This window comes from Rhizobium sp. H4, assembly GCF_003013335.1.
GTDB classification, from domain to species: domain Bacteria; phylum Pseudomonadota; class Alphaproteobacteria; order Rhizobiales; family Rhizobiaceae; genus Rhizobium; species Rhizobium sophoriradicis.
In genome coordinates this window covers 24,469-47,420 of sequence record NZ_PSOW01000021.1, presented here as the reverse complement: position 1 = coordinate 47,420, position 22,952 = coordinate 24,469, and the positions used below count along the sequence as shown (strand labels likewise).

General features: G+C 61.0%; 22 protein-coding genes. 15 read left to right on the top strand and 7 right to left on the bottom strand.

Annotation, left to right across the window (positions count from 1 at the left end; genetic code table 11):
• Positions 1 to 123: 123 nt before the first annotated feature.
• Positions 124 to 435 (top strand): hypothetical protein, encoded by a 312-nt coding sequence (locus C4N04_RS32305; protein WP_245425667.1) that lies wholly within the window; start codon positions 124 to 126, stop codon positions 433 to 435.
• 200 nt (positions 436 to 635) lie between these two features.
• Here the strand turns inward: C4N04_RS32305 and C4N04_RS26965 are convergent, their stop codons facing one another.
• The 4 genes from C4N04_RS26965 to C4N04_RS26950 all read right to left on the bottom strand — a co-directional run bounded on the left by C4N04_RS26965 (position 636) and on the right by C4N04_RS26950 (position 5,643).
• Positions 636 to 1,556: an NAD(P)/FAD-dependent oxidoreductase gene (locus tag C4N04_RS26965; protein WP_096762411.1), complete on the bottom strand. Its 921-nt coding sequence runs from the start codon at positions 1,554 to 1,556 to the stop codon at positions 636 to 638.
• 81 nt (positions 1,557 to 1,637) lie between these two features.
• On the bottom strand, positions 1,638 to 2,468 hold the full coding sequence (locus C4N04_RS26960) for an SIR2 family protein (RefSeq protein WP_106797478.1): 831 nt from the start codon (positions 2,466 to 2,468) through the stop codon (positions 1,638 to 1,640).
• A 176-nt stretch (positions 2,469 to 2,644) separates the two neighbouring features.
• Positions 2,645 to 5,284 carry a DNA ligase D gene (gene ligD / locus C4N04_RS26955; protein WP_106797477.1) on the bottom strand — a complete coding sequence of 880 codons (2,640 nt, stop codon included), beginning with the start codon at positions 5,282 to 5,284 and terminating at the stop codon, positions 2,645 to 2,647.
• Positions 5,285 to 5,334: 50 nt separating this feature from the next.
• Positions 5,335 to 5,643, bottom strand: a complete 309-nt coding sequence (locus C4N04_RS26950) for a hypothetical protein (RefSeq protein ID WP_040142320.1) — start codon at positions 5,641 to 5,643, stop codon at positions 5,335 to 5,337.
• A gap of 179 nt (positions 5,644 to 5,822) precedes the next feature.
• Here C4N04_RS26950 and dinB point away from each other — a divergent pair, with 179 nt between their 5' ends.
• From dinB to C4N04_RS26930, 4 genes are all read left to right on the top strand, one after another.
• A complete protein-coding gene (gene dinB / locus C4N04_RS26945; protein ID WP_096762415.1) occupies positions 5,823 to 6,911 on the top strand; it encodes a DNA polymerase IV in 1,089 nt (362 codons plus the stop codon).
• Between the two features lie 160 nt (positions 6,912 to 7,071).
• Positions 7,072 to 7,608: a nutrient deprivation-induced protein gene (locus C4N04_RS26940; protein WP_096762416.1), complete on the top strand. Its 537-nt coding sequence runs from the start codon at positions 7,072 to 7,074 to the stop codon at positions 7,606 to 7,608.
• A complete protein-coding gene (locus C4N04_RS26935) occupies positions 7,601 to 8,017 on the top strand; it encodes a phage holin family protein (protein WP_096762417.1) in 417 nt (138 codons plus the stop codon). The genes C4N04_RS26940 and C4N04_RS26935 overlap by 8 nt, the downstream gene beginning before the upstream one ends.
• Entirely contained in the window at positions 8,017 to 9,024 is a 1,008-nt protein-coding gene (locus tag C4N04_RS26930; protein WP_106797476.1) for a DUF3618 domain-containing protein, read from the top strand. The genes C4N04_RS26935 and C4N04_RS26930 overlap by 1 nt, the downstream gene beginning before the upstream one ends.
• A 193-nt stretch (positions 9,025 to 9,217) precedes the next feature.
• Here the strand turns inward: C4N04_RS26930 and C4N04_RS26925 are convergent, their stop codons facing one another.
• Complete coding sequence (locus C4N04_RS26925) at positions 9,218 to 9,967, bottom strand: sulfite exporter TauE/SafE family protein (RefSeq protein WP_096762419.1); 750 nt, start codon at positions 9,965 to 9,967, stop codon at positions 9,218 to 9,220.
• 316 nt (positions 9,968 to 10,283) lie between these two features.
• Here C4N04_RS26925 and C4N04_RS26920 point away from each other — a divergent pair, with 316 nt between their 5' ends.
• Positions 10,284 to 10,472: a hypothetical protein gene (locus tag C4N04_RS26920; RefSeq protein ID WP_010056880.1), complete on the top strand. Its 189-nt coding sequence runs from the start codon at positions 10,284 to 10,286 to the stop codon at positions 10,470 to 10,472.
• A gap of 60 nt (positions 10,473 to 10,532) precedes the next feature.
• On the opposite strand, the gene C4N04_RS26915 is transcribed toward C4N04_RS26920, so the two are convergent.
• Entirely contained in the window at positions 10,533 to 11,075 is a 543-nt protein-coding gene (locus C4N04_RS26915) for a hypothetical protein (RefSeq protein WP_106797475.1), read from the bottom strand.
• Positions 11,076 to 11,225: 150 nt separating this feature from the next.
• Between C4N04_RS26915 and C4N04_RS26910 the strand changes: the two genes are divergently transcribed.
• Positions 11,226 to 12,365: an ROK family transcriptional regulator gene (locus C4N04_RS26910; RefSeq protein WP_106797474.1), complete on the top strand. Its 1,140-nt coding sequence runs from the start codon at positions 11,226 to 11,228 to the stop codon at positions 12,363 to 12,365.
• On the opposite strand, the gene C4N04_RS26905 is transcribed toward C4N04_RS26910, so the two are convergent.
• Positions 12,362 to 13,408, bottom strand: a complete 1,047-nt coding sequence (locus C4N04_RS26905; protein WP_106797473.1) for a Gfo/Idh/MocA family oxidoreductase — start codon at positions 13,406 to 13,408, stop codon at positions 12,362 to 12,364. The two genes, C4N04_RS26910 and C4N04_RS26905, sit on opposite strands and share 4 nt — an antisense overlap.
• A 353-nt stretch (positions 13,409 to 13,761) precedes the next feature.
• On the opposite strand from C4N04_RS26905, the gene C4N04_RS26900 reads away from it, so the two are divergent.
• The 8 genes from C4N04_RS26900 to repB all read left to right on the top strand — a co-directional run bounded on the left by C4N04_RS26900 (position 13,762) and on the right by repB (position 22,802).
• On the top strand, positions 13,762 to 15,060 hold the full coding sequence (locus tag C4N04_RS26900) for an extracellular solute-binding protein (protein WP_106797472.1): 1,299 nt from the start codon (positions 13,762 to 13,764) through the stop codon (positions 15,058 to 15,060).
• 237 nt (positions 15,061 to 15,297) lie between these two features.
• Positions 15,298 to 16,227, top strand: coding sequence for a sugar ABC transporter permease (locus tag C4N04_RS26895; RefSeq protein WP_096771196.1), 930 nt, complete (start codon positions 15,298 to 15,300; stop codon positions 16,225 to 16,227).
• Positions 16,224 to 17,066: a carbohydrate ABC transporter permease gene (locus C4N04_RS26890; protein WP_040112498.1), complete on the top strand. Its 843-nt coding sequence runs from the start codon at positions 16,224 to 16,226 to the stop codon at positions 17,064 to 17,066. The genes C4N04_RS26895 and C4N04_RS26890 overlap by 4 nt, the downstream gene beginning before the upstream one ends.
• A gap of 43 nt (positions 17,067 to 17,109) precedes the next feature.
• Positions 17,110 to 18,348 carry an ROK family transcriptional regulator gene (locus tag C4N04_RS26885; RefSeq protein ID WP_106797471.1) on the top strand — a complete coding sequence of 413 codons (1,239 nt, stop codon included), beginning with the start codon at positions 17,110 to 17,112 and terminating at the stop codon, positions 18,346 to 18,348.
• Between the two features lie 28 nt (positions 18,349 to 18,376).
• Positions 18,377 to 19,231 (top strand): sugar phosphate isomerase/epimerase, encoded by an 855-nt coding sequence (locus C4N04_RS26880; protein WP_106797470.1) that lies wholly within the window; start codon positions 18,377 to 18,379, stop codon positions 19,229 to 19,231.
• 22 nt (positions 19,232 to 19,253) lie between these two features.
• Complete coding sequence (gene ugpC, locus C4N04_RS26875) at positions 19,254 to 20,315, top strand: sn-glycerol-3-phosphate ABC transporter ATP-binding protein UgpC (protein ID WP_096762428.1); 1,062 nt, start codon at positions 19,254 to 19,256, stop codon at positions 20,313 to 20,315.
• Positions 20,316 to 20,552: 237 nt separating this feature from the next.
• Entirely contained in the window at positions 20,553 to 21,761 is a 1,209-nt protein-coding gene (repA, locus tag C4N04_RS26870; protein ID WP_096762429.1) for a plasmid partitioning protein RepA, read from the top strand.
• Positions 21,762 to 21,830: 69 nt separating this feature from the next.
• The gene (gene repB / locus C4N04_RS26865; protein ID WP_106797469.1) at positions 21,831 to 22,802 is read left to right on the top strand and encodes a plasmid partitioning protein RepB; all 972 of its coding nucleotides are present in this window, start codon (positions 21,831 to 21,833) and stop codon (positions 22,800 to 22,802) included.
• Positions 22,803 to 22,952 lie beyond the last annotated feature (150 nt).

Below are 22,952 nucleotides of genomic sequence, written 5' to 3'. Positions count from 1 at the left end.
AGTTCGTCGAACGCCGGCCGAGGCGGTTAGTTCCATTGTTACAGAAATGCTCCTTCTGGTTGCGCTTCTCCAGTCCGTTCTAAAACATTTCCCGGAAAACTCGTGGCCTGCGAGGGAGGATGATTGACTCAAGACCTCCGTTCATCCGCGATGTGTCTCATCGACGAAGTGTCGAAGAATGGAACAAAGCTGGCATGCGCCGGTTCGATGATCGAAAGGTTTGGCAACAGAACGAGAGATGTGATGAATTTAGCCTTGCTTCTAGGCGCAATGACGCTGATGTGCTGGATGGTGGGAGGAGCTGTCGCGGTGCTGGGCACTGCCGAGCATTCTCGTCATCACCGGCACGAGATGGCGGAATTCATTTCGCTGGGTCTCAACCTCCTCAGGGTCGCATGCGCGATTGCGATGGCAGGCGTTGTCCTGGCGGCATGACCTGACGTGCAAACGGTGCTCTTGCGCATGGGCGACGAGATTCACTCGCAGGTGCTCAGATGTTTCCCGGGTTATGAACCGCAATGACGACCCCGAGGCTTTCAGACGTTGGATTGAGGTGGCGGGACAGATCCCGGTGCGATGCGGCCAAAGCCTATCCGTTCGACGTTTGCGGGCAGCAGCTCATGCTAGCCGAAAGGTTATTGTTCTCGCACTCGCCACAGGCGGTTATGCACCGCGACCGCCGCTATTTCGCCTTGTGCCATGGACACGCCGAGTTGATTGAGGCCGGTCACGACGTCGCCAACCGCATATAGGCCTGGGATCCGGGTCGCCTGGTGTGCATCAACCTTTATGCGCCGGTCCTGTTCCAACTCCGCCCCCAGCTGTTCTGCGAGCTGCGAGCATGGATGAATCCCCAACGCCGAATATAGGATCACCCCTTCCAACGTGGCCGCGTCCTTCATGATAAGATCGACGGTTCCGTCCGCTGAACGCGAGCAGCGTACCAACGGGTCGAAGCGGATTGAAACGCCATGCTCGATCAGCCGGGCCATCATAGCGTCCTTCACATCCAGTCTTTCGCCGAGCGTTGCGATTGTGATCCTTCTCGTGAACGATGTCAGGAACAGGGCTTCGGAAGCGGCCCGCTCTGTCGCGCCGATCACCACCGCCGATCTTCCGGCAATTTCGTAGCCGTCGCAGATCGGGCAGAGGCGAAGATATCCTGACCGTATGAGGTCGCTAGCCTTACCGATGGGCGGGAGCTTGTCTTCGACGCCGGTCGCAAGGATGATGTTTTCTGCGTGCATCGGCCGGCCGGCGAGTTCAGCGATGAAGCCGCCTTCAGCCCCCCGCTCCACCCGCGATACCGCCGCTGCCACGACCTCGATACCTAAGTTCTGCAGTTGCGTCCTCATGCGTCTTGAAAGCTCACCACCTTCGATGCCTTCCGGAAAGGCCGGATGATTGCGCGAGAGCGGGATAAGCAGCGCACGGCTGTGGCCTGAATCGACGGCGACCACGCGCCGGTTTAGCCGCGCCAGGTAAAGAGCGGCTGTCATGCCTCCCGGGCCTGCCCCTATCACTAAAGCATCCAGTCTTGCCGGCGTCGTCGTCATCACTGCAGCTCCATTGCAATCAGTGCTCCCGACCTTCACCAGCTTCCATGGCTGCGGACGTCGCAGCGGACAATCGAAGTGTCACTGATCCGGTTCCGAGCGTTGTTCGACCAGACGCTTGAGGAAACGAGAAAGGGAGTCGCCGGAGCTTTCGCCATCGCCAGAGATGACGGTTACACCCCATCTCTTCAGGACATGCGTCTGAACTTCACTCGGCTCGTGCATGAATAGAAATAGCGGCGGCCGGTGACGGTCCAGCCCGGTCTGCTGCCAGATCGACCAAAGGCGATGAAGCAGGAAGCGGATATTCAGATCGGACATGCTGTAGCCGACGAAGAGCATGGTCGAGGCGAAGGCGTCGCTCCTGAACTTTATGTCGAGGGGAGCGTCGAAGGAGAGGCGATCGAAATAATCCGACTCTGTCAGGACGAGTGTATCGGGGTCGGAGAAATCCCCATGGTATTTAACAATATGCGTGAAGCCCACAGTGGCGGTTGCGATGTCCTTCGCACTTGTAATGCGAGCGTAGGGTCGTCCGAACGCCTGGTAAGAGAGCTCGAGATTGGCATCGTAGTTGGTTGTATAAATCAGAGGAAAATCCAGCGCGACGATAAGCCGATGCAACTCCGAATTCTTCAGTTGCTCCGGAGAGATCTGCCATTCACGCTTCATCCAGTCGACCAGCCGCGACAAGGAGCCGTGCTTCAAACGATAGTACTCAGCAATTTCCTGGTACGTTGCGTCGCGGCCCATCGACGACTGTGCAAGATCGAGATCCGCCATCATATGTTCGATAAGGCAGGTCCATGAAGGCAGCCCGACATTCATCGATATCCCCGCGCCTACGAAAAGAATTGCCTGCCGCCGTTGAAGCGCAGTTGCGATCGCAGATATGTGTTCGTCGTGTGCCACCTGTCCTCCAGTCCAGAATGAAATCCGCCTGGAGGAAATTGGTTTCTGTCCGCTAGCGCACCTCCGGCCGGAAGTTCCGTAAGGATCCGCCGCCTGTGTGCGCCTCGCGCACGCCCACAGCGGCGGCCGAGGAAGACGTCTCTGGTTTTCTTCGTCTGGCGCGGCGCTTGTCGCGCTCACGCTGCGTGTCGGGATTTTCCGAGACGCTTGATCGCCTGTTCCAGCGGCCGCTCGCTGTCGCAATAGTCTTGCCAGGCGGAGCTTTTGGTCAGAAGCGCCGGCACCGTGCGAAGCGTAAAACGCTTCGGGTCGAGATCGGACTTCACCTGCGCCCAGGTAAGCGGCATGGACACGGTGGCGCCGGCGCGGGCGCGCGGGGAGAGCGGCGCAACGGCCGTCGCCATGCGATCGTTGCGGAGATAATCGAGGAAAATCCTGCCGCCACGGAGACTCTTGGTCATCTTGATCAGGTAGAGGTCGGGATTGTCGCGCGCCATCTGCTGGCAAACGTCATGGGCAAAGCCCTTGGCTTCGGCCCATGACAAGGCTTTGCGCTTGTTGGCGGTCAGCGGGGTCACGACATGCAAGCCCTTGCCACCGGTGGTCTTGCAGAAGCTGACGAGGCCTAGTTCATCGAGACGGTCGCGCATCTGGCGGGCGGCTGCGACCACCGTCGCAAACGGCACGTCAGGACCAGGGTCGAGGTCGAACACCAGACGGCCGGGCACTTCCGGCTTGCCGGGTTGGCAGTTCCACGGGTGCAGTTCAACGCCGCCGATCTGCGCGATCGCCGCCAGCCCCTCGATCCGATCGATCTGCAGGTAAGGCTTCTTGTCCCCGAAAACCTTCACCAATTCGAGCAGGTTCGAAGTGCCGGGCATCGCGTGACGCTGAAAGAACTGCTCGCCGCCAATGCCGTCGGGTGCTCGAATGATCGAGCATGGTCGGCCCTTGATATGCTCGATAAGCCAAGCACCGACGGTCTCATGATAGCGCGCAAGGTCCTCCTTTGTGACGGGCTCACCATCACCGGCGTCCGGCCACAGCGGCTTGTCGGGATTCGAAATGAGAACACCCATGACCTCGGCCTTCGCGCCTTTGCGGCGGGCAGACTTATGTTTGGCAGCCGCGGCCGGTCCCGCGGTTTCAGTCTGGGCAGGCGGCGCCGGCTTTTCGGCCTCGACCTCTTTCGCCGGCTTGTCCTCGCGCAGGCCTTTGAAGGCAGCCTGGCGGACGAGGCCGTCCGTGGTCCACCCTTCAAATTCGATTTCGGCGACAAGCTCCGGCTTCAACCAGACCACTTCGGCCTGCTTCTTCGGAGCACCGATACCGCCGAAAGGCGATTTCGTCGTCTCGAGCGCCTTCAGTTTCGGCAGCAGCATTTCGACTTTCTTCGCGCCGTAGCCGGTTCCGACACGGCCGACATAGACAAAGTGATCGCCGCGGTTAACGCCGACCAGGAGAGATCTGAACCTGCCGTTGGTCTTGGCATAACCGCCGATCACCACCTCGTGTCCGGCGCGACATTTCGACTTTGCCCAGGTGTCGGTGCGGCCGGACTGATAGGGTGCGTCCATCTGCTTGGAGATGACTCCTTCGAGGTGCAGCTTGCAGGCGGAGCGCAGCACCGCGTCGCCACCGGATTGGAAATGTTCGACGTAGCGGATGCGAGGATCGTCGCCGGCAGCTGTGAGAAGGTTTTGCAGCCGCTCCTTGCGCTCGAACAGGCGCATCGACCGCAAGTCCTCTCCGCCATCGAAGAGCAGGTCGAAGGCGAAATAGACGAGGTTACCGGTCTTGCCTTCCGACAGAGCCGCCTGAAGTGCGGCGAAATTCGGCGCGCCATTCTCATCGAGCGCGCAGATCTCGCCATCGATGATGCAGTCGGGCAGTCCGGACGCGGCTTCCGCAATCCCAGAATATTTGGACGTCCAATCGAGGCCTTTGCGCGTCTTCAGCGTCACCTCTCCATCGGCGACCCTCATCTGGATCCGATAGCCGTCGAACTTGATTTCGTGCAGCCAATCATCGCCGGCGGGTGGCCGATCGAGTCTGTCGCAAAGCTGCGGCTCGATGAAATCTGGCAGGTCAGCCGCCGCGGTGGAGGTTGCGACATCCTTAGGAGACTTCTTCTTGCGCTCATCGGCGGCAAGACCATGCTTGCTGTCCCACACGGCGTCCGCCTCGACATCCGCCTTCGCCATCATGAACGGTCGCGGCTTGCGCCCCTTGCCTTCGGCGATCTCATCCATGCTGCGGCCGGAGGCGACGGAGGTCGCATTCTCCTCCAGGATCGCCGCACCGTTTTCCTCGACCGAATGTTCGTCGTGATGTTTGATCAGCAGCCAATTCGTGCGCTTGCCGCCATCGCGGTCATTACGCATCCGAACCAGGACGAAGCTGCCGTGCAGTCGCTTGCCTTCAAGCGTGAACTTGAAGTCGCCTTTCCTCAAAGCCTCTTCCGGAGACTTGCGGCCTTCCGGCTCCCAGTAACCGCGGTCCCACAACATCACCGTGCCACCGCCATATTGGCCCTTCGGGATCGTACCTTCGAAGTCGCCGTAGTCGAGCGGGTGATCCTCAACCTCGACAGCGAGCCGTTTGTCATGCGGATCGAGCGAAGGTCCCTTGGTCACCGCCCAGGACTTGAACACGCCATCGAGCTCGAGCCTGAGGTCATAGTGAAGCCGTGTCGCATCGTGCTTCTGGATCACGAACCGCCGGCGGTTCGACGGTTTGACGCCCGCTTCCCCGCTCGGTTCGCGGGTCTTCTTGAAATCGCGCTTGGCCCTGTATTTCGAGAGGTTGTCGGCCATGAACCTGTGACTCCTATCAACGTAGACCAGCGCCAGCTTCCTTCATCCGCTCAGCGCTGGGAAACCCGCAGTGCGCCGGCATCTCCAAGACTGCGCTGGACGGCGGCGAGCTGGCTGGATGCGATATCGGCCGAAACCTCGATCTCGCCTTCGAGCGGAGCGTCGCGACGGACGCCATCGTTATGCGAAACGTCGCCACCCGATGGCGCCGAGCCGGCGGTGTTGCGATCGGTCGCCGACTGGATGAAAATGTCGGGCCTCGCGATACCGTGCTGCTGAACCAGATGTTCGACGGCGAGATCGGCTGCCTCTCGCGTTTCAAAGATCGCTCTGATCGTCATCGTGCTGTCGTCCGCCATCGGGCGTCTCCTGAGATCGATTTCCACAGGGTGAGAACGCCTGCGGAGGCTGGTGGTTTCGACGGAAGGATCTAGGCGCCTGTCGAAATGGTTGATCTCGCGTTGAAGCCTGCTATGTTCTCTTTTTGTTTCGGCGTAAATCTCCAGGTGCCGATGCCATTGCGATCGCTGAAGCGGCCATGAACGAGATGAGTGCAACGCCAATCCGAAAGATCGTCCACATCGACATGGATGCGTTTTATGCGTCGGTCGAGCAGCGCGACAATGGAGACTTGCGGGGCAAACCGATTGCCGTTGGCGGATCGGCCGCTCGCGGCGTGGTGGCGGCAGCAAGCTACGAGGCACGGGTCTACGGTGTTCACTCGGCCATGCCGTCAGTCACCGCTAAGCGGAAATGTCCGGACCTGATTTTCGTGCCGCCACGCTTCGACGTCTACAAAGCCGTGTCGCAGCAAATCCGCGAGATCTTTGCCGAATACACGCCGTTGATCGAGCCGCTTTCACTCGACGAAGCCTATCTCGATGTCACAGCCAACCTCAAGGGCATGGAAATCGCCACCGAAATTGCGGCGGAGATCCGCGCCAAGATCAAGCAAGTCACCGGCCTCAACGCATCCGCCGGGATTTCCTACAACAAGTTTCTCGCCAAGATGGCGAGCGACCTTAACAAGCCGAACGGCCAGGCCGTCATCACCCCGAAGAAGGGTCCGGCCTTCGTCGAGGCCCTGCCCGTCAAAAAATTTCATGGCGTCGGCCCGGCAACGGCCGAAAAGATGCACCGGCTCGGGATCGATACCGGCGCCGACCTCAAGGGAAAGACGCTGGAATTCCTAGTGGAGCATTTCGGGAAGTCAGGACCCTATTTCTATGGTATCGCCCGCGGCATCGACGAGCGCCAGGTCAAGCCGGACCGGGTGCGCAAATCCGTCGGCGCCGAGGATACCTTCTCACAAGACCTCCATGCCTACGAGCCGGCCCGCGAAGGTCTTCAGCCGCTGATCGAAAAGGTGTGGGGCCATTGCGAGGCCAATGGGATCGGCGCCAAGACGGTGACGCTGAAGATCAAATACGCCGACTTCAATCAGATCACCCGCAGCAAGACAGTTCCGGGCCTCTTGCCGGCGATCTCGGACCTCGAAGAAATAATCAGCCTGCTGCTGGCGCCCATCTTTCCGCCGCCAAAGGGCATCCGGCTGCTCGGCATTACTCTGTCGTCGCTGGAACGGCGGACCCCTGGAACAGAACCGCAGCTGCGACTGGCGTTTTAGATCACCACCATCGGCTGATGGAGAAGCTTCGGACTAACATCCTCTCGCGTCAAAATCGCCCTCATCGAAGAAGGAGACGAGGAACTTCTTACCCTGCTGGAACAAAGCGGGAAGATTGAGGTTCGGCGCTGGCACACATTACAAGCCATGGAGGCCTCAAATGACTGACGTATTTTCCGCGCCGGAAGGAGAACGCAGTCGGCCTGCGGACGCCTCTCCGACCACTGAGCTGAAAGACAAGATCAGCGACGATATCAGCGCGACCAAGGAGATGGTGAAGGAGGCATCCGACGCCGGCCTGGATAAGGCAAAGGAGGTGGTTTCCGAGCAGGTGCACTTTGCCGCTCACCAGCTGAGCGGAATTGCAACCGCGTTGGAGAAGGTAGGGGCGGAGCTCGAAAGCTCCGATCAGCGGCACCTCGGCCGCTACGCTCGGGAACTCGGTCGCAACGTTGCCAGCGCGGCAAGACGGGTGGAGGACAAGGACCTCGGGGAGATGGCTATCCTGGCTGAGGATTTCGGTCGCAGGCAGCCGATCGCATTTCTGGGAATTGCCGCCCTCGCCGGGCTGACTGCAAGCCGGTTTCTGACCGCCTCCGCCAAACGGTCCGACAAAGCACAGAATGACAAGGCTCGGACAACTGCTCCGTCTGCACCGGCATTCGTTTCGGGAAGCAAGGACAACCAAAATGGTTAAGCCAGCTGAAAACACACCATTGGCCGAGCTGATCGGCGGGCTTTTGAGTGACCTTACTGGTCTGCTGCGCAAGGAGATCGACCTCGCCAAAGCGGAAGCATCGGAGAAGCTCTCTGCCGCCGTAAGCGGCGTCGAAATCCTGCTGATAGGAACGATCCTGGCAATCGGTGCCGTCGGCGTGCTGTTGAGCGCTGTCGTCAGCGGTGTCGCGGCGCTGTTCGTGGCGCAAGGGTTCAGCGAGCCTACGGCCAGTGCGCTCGCTGCGATCATCGTCAGCATCGTCATCGGCCTTATTGCCTGGATCATGATCCGGCGGGGCCTTGCCGCCTTCCGTCGCAGCAATCTGGCCCTTGAACGCACCACGACTTCGCTTCGTCGAGACGTGCAAACCGTGAAGGATAAACTCTGATGGAAACGTCTTCAGACAAGTCGTCGCTGCAGCTTCAGCGCGAAATCGACCAAGATCGCCAGCGACTTGGGGAACGTATCAACGCGATCCAGGAGCGCATGTCACCCGGCCAACTGGTCGACGAGGTTATCGCCTACGCCAAGAACAGCGGCGGCAGCGAGTTCGTCGGAAATCTCGGCCGAGCGCTTAAGGAAAATCCGCTTCCGGTGGCGCTCATGGGCGTCAGTCTCGCCTGGCTTATGGCCAAAGGCACGCCTTCATCGGCGACCGGTTCAACGACCTCAACCGAGCCGGAATACGACCTCTATCCCGTTCAGGGGCCCGTGCGCCGCCTTGGGCCGCCGACCTCCGTCGGGGGCGTTCGATACAGCCATTTCTCCGACAGCACCGGCAAGACGCTGAAGGCTCTCACCGATGAAACGGGACGCCGCGCGGGTCATTTTGTTGATGAAACGGGCAAGACCTATCGCGGTTTCGTCGATGCCAGCGGCAAGCGGGTCGACCAGATTGTCGATGAGACCGGGGCTATCCTGGACGCTGCATCCGGTTGGGCCGCCGAAAAGTGGGAGCAAGCCAAGACTGCCGTGCAAGGCGTTTCCGACCGCGCGACGGGAACGGCGAGTGCGCTCGCCGACCAGGCCTCTTCTGCCGTAACGAACCTGCACGAACAGACAAACAAGCTCAATGCAATGATCCTCCACCAGTTCCGCGATCAACCGCTGGTCGGCGGCGCATTGGCTTTTGCAGTCGGAGCCGCGATCGGCGCAGCACTTCCGAGCACCGAAATTGAAGATGAACTCGCTGGCGAAGCATCGGATGCCACCAAGGAAGCGATAAGCGAACAGACCTCTGAACTTGTCGATCAGGGCACCGCCATGGCTTCAAACGCCTATCAACACGCGGTCGCGGTTGCATCAGACGCCCACGACGACATCAAGGATCGCCTTGCTGAAGAAGTCGAATCCCTCCGCAAGCCAGGAGCCCGGGAACCGACGATACCGGGCTGACCGCGAGCCGCAGCCTGACTGAAGTTCAACCGGTCGTGTTGACAGTTCGGCTTGATCGAGCTGTCCGCCAACGACGATGGCGAAGCCGGCATGGACGAACATGATGCCGCGCTGAGGGGCGCTTCCAATCGGAACGCGTCTTCAGTCTGCTAGATTTAAGTTCCTCAGATGGTCGAGGGTCCCGGACCTCCGCTCAAAGATAAGCTCGCGAAAAGAATACCGCGGTCGTCAAAAGGGCGACCGCGAGGGTTAGCATCCGGACGATCGATGACGGCAGCCTGCGTCCGACATGCGCTCCGATCCACCCGCCGATGACGGCTCCGAACGTCATGGAAATGCACTGTTGCCATACGATTGCCCCGGCCAGTACGAAGACGACGACGGCGACCGCGTTTGCAGCAGTTACCATTACCATCCTTGTCGGATTCAGGCTCTTGATCTCCCCGCCCCCGAGCACGCTCCATGCCGCGAGCATCATAAGGCCCACCGCGCCGCCGAAATAGCCGCCATAAAGACCGAGAAAGAACTGAACCGTCGCGAAGGCCAGAACACTCGGATGTGCCTGCGTCTGCAGCTTGGCGCTGAGCCTTGGCCCTGCAGCCAGCATCAATGTCGCCACCAGCAAAAGCCATGGCAGCATTCCATCGAAGATCCTGGATGGGGTTAGAAGTAATAAAACACTTCCGGCCACACCACCCAACACCGTCACGATAGCGATGGCCATGACATTGATACCGCACACACTCTTAACCCCATCACGGTAGACCCACGAGCTCGCCATCCCGCCGGGAAACAAGGCTAAAGTGCTTGTCGCGTTTGCGGCAACCGACGGCACGCCGACCGATATCAGCGCAGGCAGGGATACGAACGACCCGCCGCCCGCCAACGCATTCATGCTGCCTGCCAGCAAGCCGGCCAGGAAAAGAAGAATCATATCGTACATGTTCAGGTCGCCTTAGCACCGAAGGCCGAGACACTTGTCTATAATCGGGGCCCAAGACAATCGCGCCGGTGTAAGTCCTGTGGAAAAGCAGGCGGCTTGAAAGGATCCGAGTCCTCGGCGGGTTGGGAGCATTGTTGAGGTCATGCAACGCGACCATCAGTATCATTGCTCGGATGGGGAAGGCAGAAAGCCAACGCCTTTCAACGAATAACGGAATCTTGATCGGGCGCAACAGTTTACCGATCGCCGCATCGGCCTATTTGCGCGGTCATCACACTGAAGACGCCGGCTCTCGGCTGGCGATGGGAGGGTGGAGATGTTGCAGATTCGCAAATCATTGGCAGCCGTCGCAGCCGTCATCGCGGTTGCCGTCTCGTTGCCTTCCTGCACGACCAGCTCAACCGACTCGGTGCAAACCGGCTCGGTCGGATATAGCAGCGTCGACTATGGCCTTAGACCTGCCTGCCGCGACGGCTTTGGCAACGATCGTCCCTGCAGCTACTGAATGTATAACCGGTCGGGCGACCCTGGGCTATGCCGTCGGAGGCAGGAATTTTATTCGGCTTCAGCTTTGCTGCGAGCGTTCAAAGTAGCGACTCACGATGTCCTTGACTTGGCTTGAACTGAACCCCGGAACCCATCTGTGCGGTATCGCGACGGTTCGTTCAAGAGGCTGCCGCTTGCGCAGTTGTTCAAGTATCTCCGGATCAGCATCCTCGCGCACAGTCAGATAGATCAGCCCCGCCCACCAGGCCTGGGGAATATCAACACGTTCGCTCATTGACCAAGGGATGAGCTTCGGCAGCTTTTGACCAGTGATGCCGTGGGAGCCGATTACGATCAAAGGCTTCGTGAAGTCCACCTGCCGGGCCTTTACCGCAACATAAACGATGACGCCGAGGAACACGATCGCGAACAGGCCCTCTCCGACACCGCTCGTGGGTCTGCTCATTTCGATCTGCCCAAGGGCGACAAGTGAGAGGCAGACGAAAAGGAGTGCCATGACGCCAAGGAACATGAAGAGGTATCCAACGCTCCCTCGCAAAACGAGAATTTGATGGGTGGCGTTTGGGTCGCGGTCGCTGGCGGGAGAATGTTCATCGGTCATCTGTTGAATTCAACTCTCCACGCAAGTAATTCCGCGCGCACTTTAACTGTGTAGAGCGCGGCTCCTTCGCTACAAGCATCTACCGGAAAATCGTTACGAACACCTACAAGCGTGATACACAATCGAGATAGTGCTCTAGGAAAGACGGTCATGCGGCATCTTCGGTCAGGGCCGCGTCGGCTTCACACCCAGGAGCTGGGCGGTCCGCGCGCCAAAACGGTGGGTCTGAGGTCGGGCGAGATTGCCGACCGGAATATTCGCGTCATCCTGGAAGCGATCCGCCGGCATGGGCCGCTGACGCGCACCGAGCTGGGGCGGCATAGCGGGCTGACTGGGCCGGGCATCACCAATATTCTGCGGCGGCTGGCGGAGGAGAAGCTCGTCACCTCGAACCGCCGCATCGGGCTTGGCGGCGGCGCGACGGCGACGGAATTTGCTCTGCGGCCGGAAGGCGCCTTTTCTGTCGGGCTCAAGCTTCGCAAGCGGCGCGGCGAGATCGTGCTCGTCGATCTGAGCGGCCAGGTGCATGAGCGGGCTTATTTTGATGTGGACCCGGCGGACAAGGTCAGGCTGGTGCATGCGGCCGTCCGCGATATGGTCGATCGGCATGCCGGTCTGCCGGTCATCGGGCTCGGCATCGCCGCCAACGAGTGGACGGAGGATGAGAGTGACGTGATCGCCACGATGTCGACGATTGCGCGGCCCTATGTCGAGAACGAATGCACAGCCGGCCTTCTTGCCGAGCGCACGATCGGCAGCGCGCTGCCGGAGGGCGGGCTCGCGATGATCATCATCGACGACGACGTGCAGGCGGGCTTCCTCATCCGCGGCGTTCCCTATTCCGGCGTGCACGGGCGGGCGGGCAGCATCGGCGAAATGCTGACCGGGCCGGACAATGTCCAGCTCAATACCGTCGTCGGCTTCGGCTCCCTGCGCGCGCGTATCGGCGAGGAGGATTTCGCCCGGCTGCTGAAGGGCGAGGAATTCTCCTGTCCCTTGCTGTCGCAATGGATCCGCGAGGCCGCGGGCCATCTGCTCGATCCGATCATCGCCATGGCCGGTTTCCTCGCCCCGAGCACCGTCATGATCGGCGGAGATCTGCCGCAGGGCGTGATCCAGGCGCTGATCCACCAGCTTTCGATCGAGCGGCGCGATACGTCGACGCGCCCGATCATCACGCCGTGGATTTCACCGATGCGGCCGGCAAGCTTCAGCGGCGGCGGCGTCGCGCTTGGTGCCGCCCTCCTGCCCTTCCTCAACACGCTGCTGCTGCCGCCGGCCTCGGCCTAAGTGAGCGCCTCGTCCTTGTGGCTGAGGTCTGAGGCCAGCGCCTTGTCGAGGACCTTCTGGATATTCGCCGCACGACGGAAGGACGGCTCCTGTGTCTTGCCCGCCCTGACAGCCTGAACGAAACGCTGATAATTGGTCTCGACGGGATCGAAGGGCACGTCGCGCCAGGTGGCGGTGTGCACGTCCTCGCCGATGCAGGCGCGCAGCGTCGATTTGCCGGTATCGTAGATCATCTCGACCGAGCCGGTTTCGCCGTAAACCCTGAGGCGCAGCTGATCCATCTGGCCGGCGGCGGTGCGCGTCGCCTGGATCGTGCCGATCGCGCCATTGGTGAAATCGACATTCATGGTGAAACTGTCATTGGCGTCGAGATCGTACTCGCCGATCTTGTGGCCGGGCGCCTTGTCGAAGGTCTTCAGCCGGGCGAAGACATGGGCGACGTCGAGGCCGGAGCCGTAGGAGGCGAAATCGACGATGTGGATGCCGATATCGCCGAGCGCGCCGTTCGAGCCGTGCTTCCGGCTCAGCCGCCAGAGCCATTTGCTTTCGCTCTTCCAGTCGCCCCAGTGGCGGCCGACCAGCCAGCTTTGCAGATGCGACGCCTCGACATGGCGCACAGCGCCGATCTCGCCGGCCAGCACCATCTGCCGTCCCTTCTGCAGCGCCGGCGAATTACGATAGGTGAGGTTGACCATGCCGACCTTGCCCGCCCGCTCGATCGCCTCGGTCATCTCCATGGCCTTGACCGCATCGGTGGCGAGCGGCTTTTCGCAGAAGACATGCTTGCCGGCGGCAATTACCTGGAGCGTCGTCGGGTGGTGGATGCTGTCGGGCGTGACATTGGCAACCGCATCGAACTCGCCCCAGGCAAGCGCATCCTCGAGCGAGAGGAAATGAGTGGCGATGCCGTGTTCGGTGCAGAAGGCCGCGAGCCTTTCCGGAATAACATCGACCCCGCCGACGACGCTGACGCCTTCGATCGCCTTGAAACGTGCTGCGTGCTGGTTGGCCATGCCGCCGGTGCCGAGAATGAGTAAACGCATCTTCTCCTCCACAGAGTTTAGGTTTCCGGCTGCCGCCGGCAAAAACCGCCGCTTGCGGTCACGGTCGTCCGCGATCGCTCGGGCTCTTCCTCGGGAAAATTGCGGGGTGGATGCGCCGCGCGTCCGGTGGACGCTCCACCACCTTCGATCCGGCGCATGACCTCGCGAAGTCGACTCGATTTTCGCCGGCAGCGCGCTAGCTGCTGTTGAAGGTCGCCAGCATCTCGATCCTCCCGAAAGCTCTGGCTTGACATCAAATCAAAGTAACTTAATCTAATTAATGCAGCACGGAAACGAGGAGAGGTCAACTGACCGCCAGGCTGTATTCGTTCAAAATGGGGAGGAGACCCATCATGAAGAGCGCGACCATCAGCGCATTGGCGCTGAGCACTATCCTATTTTCAGCATCCGCCATTTTTGCCCAGGAACTTGCCACCAAGGACCGGATCGGCCTCGCCGATGCGGCCAAAACTCTCGTCGTCCGCCTGACCAACGACAGCCCCAACAATTCCGACCCCGCCCTTGCGGAGGGCTATCAGAAACTCTTCGTCGAATTCATCAAGAAGCATCCCGAGTGGAAACTGCAGATGCAGTTCATGTCCTCCGACATCGGCACCGAACAGGCGAAGATGCTGGAGCAGGCCAAGGCCGGCAATGCGCCGGATTGCGCCGCGGTCGACTCCTTCGTGCTGTCGCAGTTCATGGTCAACAAGGTGCTCGCCGATTTCACGCCCTACTTCTCCAAGGAAGAAGTGGACGATCTCTTCCCCTTCATCCGCGCCGGCATCACCGACAAGGACCAAACGGTGCGCGCCTGGTGGTGGGATACGGACCTTCGCGTGCTCTACCGCAACAAGTCGATCGTAGCAGACGCGCCTGAGACCTGGGACGACCTGAAGAAGGCCGCCCTTGCCTCCACCAAGGAAGGCATGGAAGGCGTGCTCTTCAATGGCGGACGCTGGGAAGGCACGACCTTCGACTGGCTCGCCAATTACTGGGCGCTCGGCGGCAAGCTCGTCGACGACAGCGGCAAGCCGGTGTTCGGCGAAGGCGAGAACAAGGAGAAATTCCTGAAGGCGCTGAATTATTTCAAGGATCTCGTCGATTCCGGCGCGGCCCCCAAGCGCGTCAGCACCATCGCCAATTACGACGACATGAACGCGGCGGCGGCAGCCGGCACGACCGCCCTCTTCATCGGCGGCAACTGGCAATATGCGCAGCTGAAGACGACGCTGGAGGAAGACGAGTTCGCCAACTGGACCTTCTCGCCGATCCCCGGCCCGACGGCCGATCAGCGCTCAACGGGTACCGGCGGCTGGACGATCGCCTCCTTCAGCAAGGACAAAGACAAGGTCGAGATGTGCGCCAACCTCGCCCGCGAGGTCTATATGGGCCCGGCCAATGCGCTGCAGCAGCAGCTGCCGACGCGCAAATCGCTGTTCGACAAGTACGAGGTTTTCTCCACCGAAGCCAACAAGACCTTCGCCCAGGCGCTGGTCAACGGCCAGGCCCGCCCCGGCGTGCCGATCTATCCTGAGATATCCAACCAGATCCAGATCATGATGGGCGACGTGCTCTCGGGCACGAAGAAACCGGAAGAAGCCCTGGACGCCGCCTTCAGCGCGGCGATGGAGGCTTACAAGCGGCTGTGATGTTGCGGCGTCGCTAGCCAGCCCCTCATCCGGCTGCCCCCACCTTCTCCCCGCCTGCGGGGAGAAGGGAACACGCCGCAAGCTCCCCGTTTCCATCTACCTCTCGCAGGGCACGTCCCCTCTCCCCGCGAGCGGGGAGAGGGTTAGGGTGAGGGGCAGCTACTCCAACGCTTCAGACAGCGGCGGCGCCTGGCCTAGAGGCGCCGTCGAAAATGCCAAACCCGGACAGAGAAGCCAATGAGCCCCATTGCCATCGAGGCCGACAGCCAGCCTCAAAGCAGAACGTTCATGCGCCGGTTCGCCGGTGCGCCCCTGCCCTGGATCATGCCCGTGATCATCGTCATCGGCATATTCTATCTCTACCCCGTGATCGATGTTTTCCGGCTTTCCTTCACAAACGCGACGCTGATCGGCGACAATCAGGACTATACGCTGGGCTCGATCACCAATGCGCTGAGCTCGCCGCAGCTGCCCGACATCTTATGGGCGACGCTGATCTTCGTCGGCGGCAGCGTCATCGGCCAGCAGATCCTCGGCCTTGCCGTCGCCGTCACGGTCATCCGCGGCGAAAAGCGCGGCCTGTTCGGCACGACGATCCTGAGAACGACGGCGCTCGTCGCCTGGGTCGTGCCCGGCATTGCCGGCGGCATCATCTGGCAGATGCTGTTTTCCGAAGCGCCCTACGGCGCGCTGAACAGCATTCTGAGGCTGATGCACATGCCGACCGTTGCCTGGCTTTCGGATCCCGCAATCGCGCCATGGTCGACGCTGATCTCCAACATCTGGCGCGGCACGGCCTTTTCCATGGTCGTCATGTATGCGGCGCTGAAGGCGATCGATCCCTCGCTTTATGAAGCCGCCGAGGTCGACGGCGCCACTGCGTCGCAGCAGTTCTTCTTCGTCACGCTGCCGCAACTGCGCGCGGCCATCCTCGTCAACATGATCCTCATCACCATCCAGACGGTGAACACCTTCGATGCAATCATCACGCTGACGGGCGGCGGTCCCGGGCGGGCGACCGAGGTCATCTCGCTCTACGTCTTCAACATCGTCTTCCGGAACTACGATCTCTCCGGCGGCAGCGTGCTCTCCGTGCTGATGCTGATCATCAGCCTCGGGCTCGCCTTCGTCTATGCCTCGTTCCTGCCGAAGGAGGAAGAGCAATGAGCCAGCGCACTGGAACCCGGCTCGGCGATGCCATGAGTTATCTCTTCATGCTGGCGATGTTCATCTTCTTCGCCGGCCCCCTCACCTATCTCCTGTCGATGGCGATGCGCGACAAGCGCGAGATCTATCGCGGCGCGGCGCGTTATATTCCCAACAATCCGACCATCGACAATTTCATCACCGTTCTCAACAACAGCTATTTCCCGATCTATCTCTGGAACGGCCTCAAGCTCGCCGCCTTGAGCGGCTTCGGCGTGCTGATCGTGGCGCTGCCCGCGGCCTACGCCTTTTCCCGCTTCAATTTCCGCGGCAAGGGCCTGTCGATGATGGGCCTGCTGCTTTTCCAGATGATCTCGCCGCTCGTCATCATGGTGCCGCTCTACCGCTACATGAACCGGCTTGGAATGCTGGATACGCATTTTGCCGTCGTCATGGTCTATATCGCGCTCGGCGTTCCCCTTGCGACATGGCTGTTGAAGAGCACGGTTGACGGCATTCCGCGCAGCCTCGACGAGGCGGCGATGATCGACGGCTGCAACCGGTTCTCGGTCTTCTGGCGGATCATTCTGCCGCTGTCGGCGCCGGGCATCGCCTCGGTCTTCATCATCACGGTCATTGCCGGCTGGTCGCAATTCCTGGTGCCTTTCCTGCTGCTCACCAAAAATGACCTGATGCCGATCGGTGTGGGAATCTTTAACTTCCGCGGCATGCAGACCGACTCGTCCATCCAGCTGCTTGCCGCCGCCTGCCTGATCTCGGTCGTTCCGGCGATCGTGGCATTCCTGTCGCTGCAGAGGCTGATCCTCGGCGCGATGACCAGCGGCGCGGTGAAGGGATGAGACGGACTGCTCCATTCTTGACGCGTGAGGAAGGATTGAACGCATGAACCAGACGCTCGGCGCCAGGCTCTCCCCGGATCTGACGGGAGCCAATGTCGAAGATGCCGGCGAGCACAACCGAGCCGTCGTCCTGCGCTGCATACACCGTCAGGCGCCGATCTCACGTGCCGAAATCGCCAGGCGGACCGGTTTTACCAAACCGGCGATCGCCCGCATCGTCGACCGCCTGCTCGACGAGGGCCTGATCATGGAAGCCCGCCGACGCCACGGGCTGCGCGGCCAGCCGGCGATTGAGCTGGAGATCAATCCGGATGCCTCTTACGCCATCGGCATCAATATCGATCGCGATCATCTGACGATCCTCGCCGTCGATGCCGTCGGCAATGCCCGCGCCCGGGTGCATCACGAAAAGCGCTTCATCCTGCCTGGCGAATTCATGCAGCTGACGGCGGATGCGATCTCGCATTTCCAGCGCAGCCGGCTGATCGACGATGCGCGCCTTTGCGGTATCGGGCTGGCGGTGCCCGATTGGCTCGGCGAAATCTCGTTGCTCGGCAAGCCGGATGCCTATCAGGAATGGACGGAATTCGATGTGCGCACCGCACTCGAGAACCTGACACAGCACCCCGTCTTCATCGAAAACGAGGCCAATGCGGCAGCCCTTGCCGAGCTCGATTACGGCCTCGGCGCCGAAAGCAGCAGCTTCTTCTATATCGCCGTCAATGCCTGCCCGGGCGGCGGCCTGGTGCTCGACGGCAACGGCCATCGCGGCGCCACGGGCCTCAGCGGCGAGATCGGCTGGCTGCCGATCGCCGACGGCCGCGACGGCAAAAGCCAGAAGGTCCAGCTTCTCGGCGAGATCTTCTCGCTGTTCTTCCTCTATGATTTCCTCGCCAAACACGGCATCGAAGTGAGCGTTCCCCAGGATCTGCTGACACTCGACGCGCATGGAAGGCGGCTCGTTTCGCAGTGGCTGAAGGAGATGAGCGCCCATCTGGCGGTCGCCGTCAAACATATCGCCATGATCGTCGATCCCGATGCCGTGCTCGTCGGCGGCAGGCTGCCGATCCGCATCGTCGATGAATTGCTGCGTTATGTGCACGAACATCTCGACTCCGAGGACACCAACCTGCCCTCGCTGCATCGCGCCTCGATCGGCGAGGACGCCTCGGCCATGGGCGCGGCCGCGATGCCGATGGCCGCCGCCCTGATGCTTGCATCGGCGGATGTGGCGCAACGCACGCGCTCGCCGCTGAAAAACATGGATCGGCTGAACAGTTGAAACGGCCGCTGGACCCCGGGAGGAATTGATGAAGATCGGCTTCTATACCTCGACATTCAATGACCGCCCGCTGGAGGAAGTGGTGGATTTCGCCGCCTCGGCCGGTTTCGACGCCATCGAGATCGATGTCGGCGGCCATATCAAGACGCCGGACCGGGTGGCGGACGCCGTCGCGCTTGCGAGGCACCGCAACCTCTTCGTCTCCTCGATCACCTATTTCGGCAACCAGCTCGATGCCGACCGCGACAAGCGCCGGGAGCTCAGGGGTAGGACGGTGGAATTCGCCCGGGCGATCGGCGAGGCCGGTGTGCCGATCTTCGTGATCTTCCCGGGCCGGGACGACAGCGCAAGCGACGAGGCCAATTATGACGATTTCGCCGACTTTGCGAACGGACTGATCGAGGAGACGCGATCCTCCGGCCTCACCTTCGCGATCGAGAATTGGCCGGGACCGAAAGACAATTTCATCGGCACGACGCCAAAGGGTTGGCAGGAGCTTTTCGCGAGAATCCCGGATCGCCGCTTCGGGCTGGAATTCGATCCCTCGCACCTCATCCGCATCGGCGTCGATCCCTATCGGGCGATGGAGGCAGTGAAGGATCGCATCGCCATCCTGCATGCCAAGGATACGGCAATCGACAAGGAGGCTCTGCAGGCGATCGGCTATCACGGCAGGGGCTGGTGGCAATACAAGCTGCCGGGGCTCGGCCTTCTCGACTGGCCGCGTTTCCTCAGCCAGGCACGCGGCCATGGCTTCGATGGCACGCTGTCGATCGAGCATGAGGATGCCGCCTATGGCTGGCCGGGCAAGGACCTCCATGCGCGCAAGCAGGGCGAGCGCCTCGGCCTCGATTATCTCAAAAGCGTCTTGAACGGACTTTGACGGCGAATTCTGGAGGAGTTTCATGGCCCATGTATCGGTCAGCAATGCGCGCAAGGATTACGGCGCGTTCAAAGCCATCAAAGGCGTGTCGGTCGATATCGGCGACGGCGAGTTCGTCGTGCTGGTCGGCCCCTCCGGCTGCGGGAAATCGACGCTGCTCAGGATGATCGCGGGCCTCGAAGGCATCACCTCAGGCCAGATCCAGATCGGCAAGCATATCGTCAACGAGCTTGCGCCCAAGGACCGCGACATCGCCATGGTCTTCCAGAACTACGCGCTCTATCCGCATATGACGGTCGCCAAGAACATGGGCTTCTCGCTGCGGCTGAAGCGCATGCCGAAGTCGGAGATCGACCACCGGGTCGGCAATGCCGCCAAGATCCTCGGCCTCGAAAATCTGCTTGAGCGCTATCCGAAGCAGCTTTCGGGCGGCCAACGCCAGCGCGTGGCGATGGGCCGGGCGATCGTGCGCGATCCGGCCGTCTTCCTCTTCGACGAGCCCTTGTCGAACCTCGACGCCAAGCTGCGCGTGCAGATGCGCTCGGAGATCAAGGAACTGCATCAGCGGCTGCAGACGACGACGATCTACGTCACCCACGATCAGATCGAGGCCATGACCATGGCCGACAAGATCGTCGTCATGAAGGACGGGCTGATCGAGCAGTCCGGCTCGCCGCTCGAACTCTACGACCGGCCGAGCAATCTCTTCGTCGCCGGCTTCATCGGCTCGCCCGCGATGAATTTCATCGAGGGCAGCATGGGAGAAGACGGCTTCAAGACGGTGGATGGGCTGCTGCTGCCGAGCGAGCGCCGTCCGCTCGACGCGGTCATCTACGGCATTCGCCCCGAACATATCAGGCTCGACCCTGATGGCATTGAAGTAACGACGATCGTCGTCGAGCCGACGGGCTCGGAGACGCTGGTCCTCGTCCGGCTGGGAGGGCAGACGCTGACCTGCGTCTTCCGCGAGCGGATCAGGGCCGCTCCCGGTGACATATTGAAGATCGCGCCGATCCACGATGCCGTGCACCTCTTCGCTGCCGACGAGCAGCGGATCACCACAGGCGAAGCGCCATTGAGCTAAGCCCGCCGAATGCCCCTCCCCTTCGGCCGGGCGTAGCCGGGGGCGCGTTATCAGCGCCCCCGGCCCAGAACCCCGGTCATTCCAGATGCTGTGCAGCAGGTCCAAGTGCTTGAATGAGCGAGGAAAAGGTTAATATGCGTTAACCTTAAATTTCTTGGTCGGCACCGGAGAATCGCGGATAATAACGGTTAGAGGGGCTTTTGATCCCGAAAATCGTTATCCGAGAGATTGCCGCCGATGAACGCTAATTTGAACGCCTTAAAGGCCGTGCCGCTCTACTTCGAGGATCAGATTCTCGAACATGGCGACGTTATTTCGAAGAAGCTGCATCTGCTCAGCGTGCAGCGTTTTCCGCCCAATGCGAAGAAGACGCTGCGCAGCTTCTCGCTGGCGGAGGTCGCCAATTATGTCGGGGCGTCGCAGAGCACGCTGAAGAAACTGCATCTCGAAGGCAAAGGCCCCTGCCCGCAGACCTCGCCTTCCGGACGGCGTTCCTACAACGCCGAGCAAATGTTGGAGCTCAGGCGCTACCTTGATGCGCATGGCCGCTCCGAGAGCCGCATGTATGTGCCCCATCGCCGCGGAAATGAGAAGCTGCAGGTCATCGCCGTCGTCAACTTCAAGGGCGGCTCGGGCAAGACGACGACATCAGCCCATCTCGCCCAACATCTGGCGCTGACCGGCCACCGGGTGCTTGCCGTCGATCTCGATCCGCAGGCTTCGCTCTCTTCCCTGCACGGCTTCCAGCCGGAATTCGACCAGGCCTCCTCCCTCTACGAGGCGATCCGCTATGACGGCGAGAAGAAGAAGCTTTCGGAAATCATCCACCAGACCAATTTTCCCGGCCTCGATATCGTGCCAGCCAATCTCGATCTGCAGGAATACGAGTACGACACGCCGCTCGCCATGGCAGACAAATCGAGCAATGACGGCAAGACCTTCTTCACCCGCATCTCGCGGGCGCTTGCCGAGGTCGACGACCGCTACGACGTCGTCGTCATCGATTGTCCGCCGCAGCTCGGCTATCTCACGCTGACGGCGCTGACGGCTGCGACCAGCGTCTTGATCACCATCCATCCGCAGATGCTCGACGTCATGTCGATGGGCCAGTTCCTGCTCATGCTCGGCGGCATCCTGAAACCGATCCGCGCCGCCGGCGCCGAAGTGAATCTCTCCTGGTACCGCTACCTCATCACCCGTTACGAACCGACCGACGTGCCGCAGGCGCAGATGGTGGGCTTCATGTCGACCATGTTCAACGAATTCATGCTGAAGCATCAGATGGTCAAATCGACAGCGATCTCGGATGCCGGCATTACCAAGCAGACGCTTTACGAGGTCGAGCGTTCCTCGATGAACCGGGGAACCTATGATCGGGCGATCGAGGCGATGGACGCCGTCAATGCCGAGATCGCCGGCCTCATTCATCAGGCATGGGGGCGGTGAATTTGTCGGCTGACAAATTCACGGTTTCCTTCAACCGAATCAGTTGTTTGACCGCAATCGGAGGAAGACATGGCACGGAAAAATCTGCTTGAGGGGCTCACCGAGATGCCCGAGAGCGCGGGCGCGCCGAACTATCCGATGCGCGGGGCAGGCCGCTCGCTCGTCCGCTCGCTGGACGAGCTGGCCAAGCAGGCGGAGAAATTCCTCGAGGGCGAGGCGGTGGTCGATCTCAACCCCGAGCTCGTCGAGGCCTCCTTCGTCAAGGACCGGCTGTCGGAGGATGACGAGGCGTTCCGCGCGCTGGTCGAGGCGATCCGCGCGCGCGGGCAGGACACACCCATCCTGGTGCGCCCCCATAGCAAGATTGACGGCCATTATCAGGTGGTCTTCGGCCACCGGCGCCTGCGCGCCGCCCGCGAACTCGGCCGCAATGTCCGCGCCGTCGTCAAGGCGATCGACGACCGCACCCATGTCATCGCCCAGGGCCAGGAAAATTCGGCTCGCGCCGACCTCACCTTCATCGAGCGGGCGCTCTTCGCCAACCGGCTGGAGGAGCTCGGCTATGACAGGGAGGTAATTTCGACGGCGCTCGCCGCCAATGCGGCTTCGGTTTCGAAGATGATGTCGGTCATGGAGCGGCTGCCGCAGGAAGTCGTCCAGGCGATCGGCCCGGCCCCGGGCGTCGGCCGCGAGCGCTGGGTCGAACTGTCGCTGCTCGCCGGCAGATCGGCCAACGCGGCGGATGTCGCCAAGGTCCTCGAAGGCGACAACTTTCATCAGTTACCTTCCGACAAACGTTTCGAAGCGCTCTATGCGGCGATGAACAAGAGCGCGCGGCCGGTGAAGAAGACCACCGCCGCCAGGAAGATGACATGGCAGCCGCTTGATAAGGCGGTGCAGGCGGAAATGAAGAATGACGGCAAGGCGTTCTCGCTCTCGATGAAGGCGAGGAATGCCGGCCGCTTCGGGGAATTTCTCTCCACTAGGCTGGATGCGCTCTATGAGCAATTCCTCGCCGAGGAGGGCAAACAAGGAGACTGAAACCGCAAAAGAAAAAGGCCCCCTAACGAACGAGTCGTGGAAGCCCTTCTCACATCCTTAAGCAAGAAAGAGAATCGCATTTTCACGAATCCCCGTCAAGAGTCCTGAAGCGCTCGCCCGCGTCTTTTCAGATGCGCAATGACGCTGCAG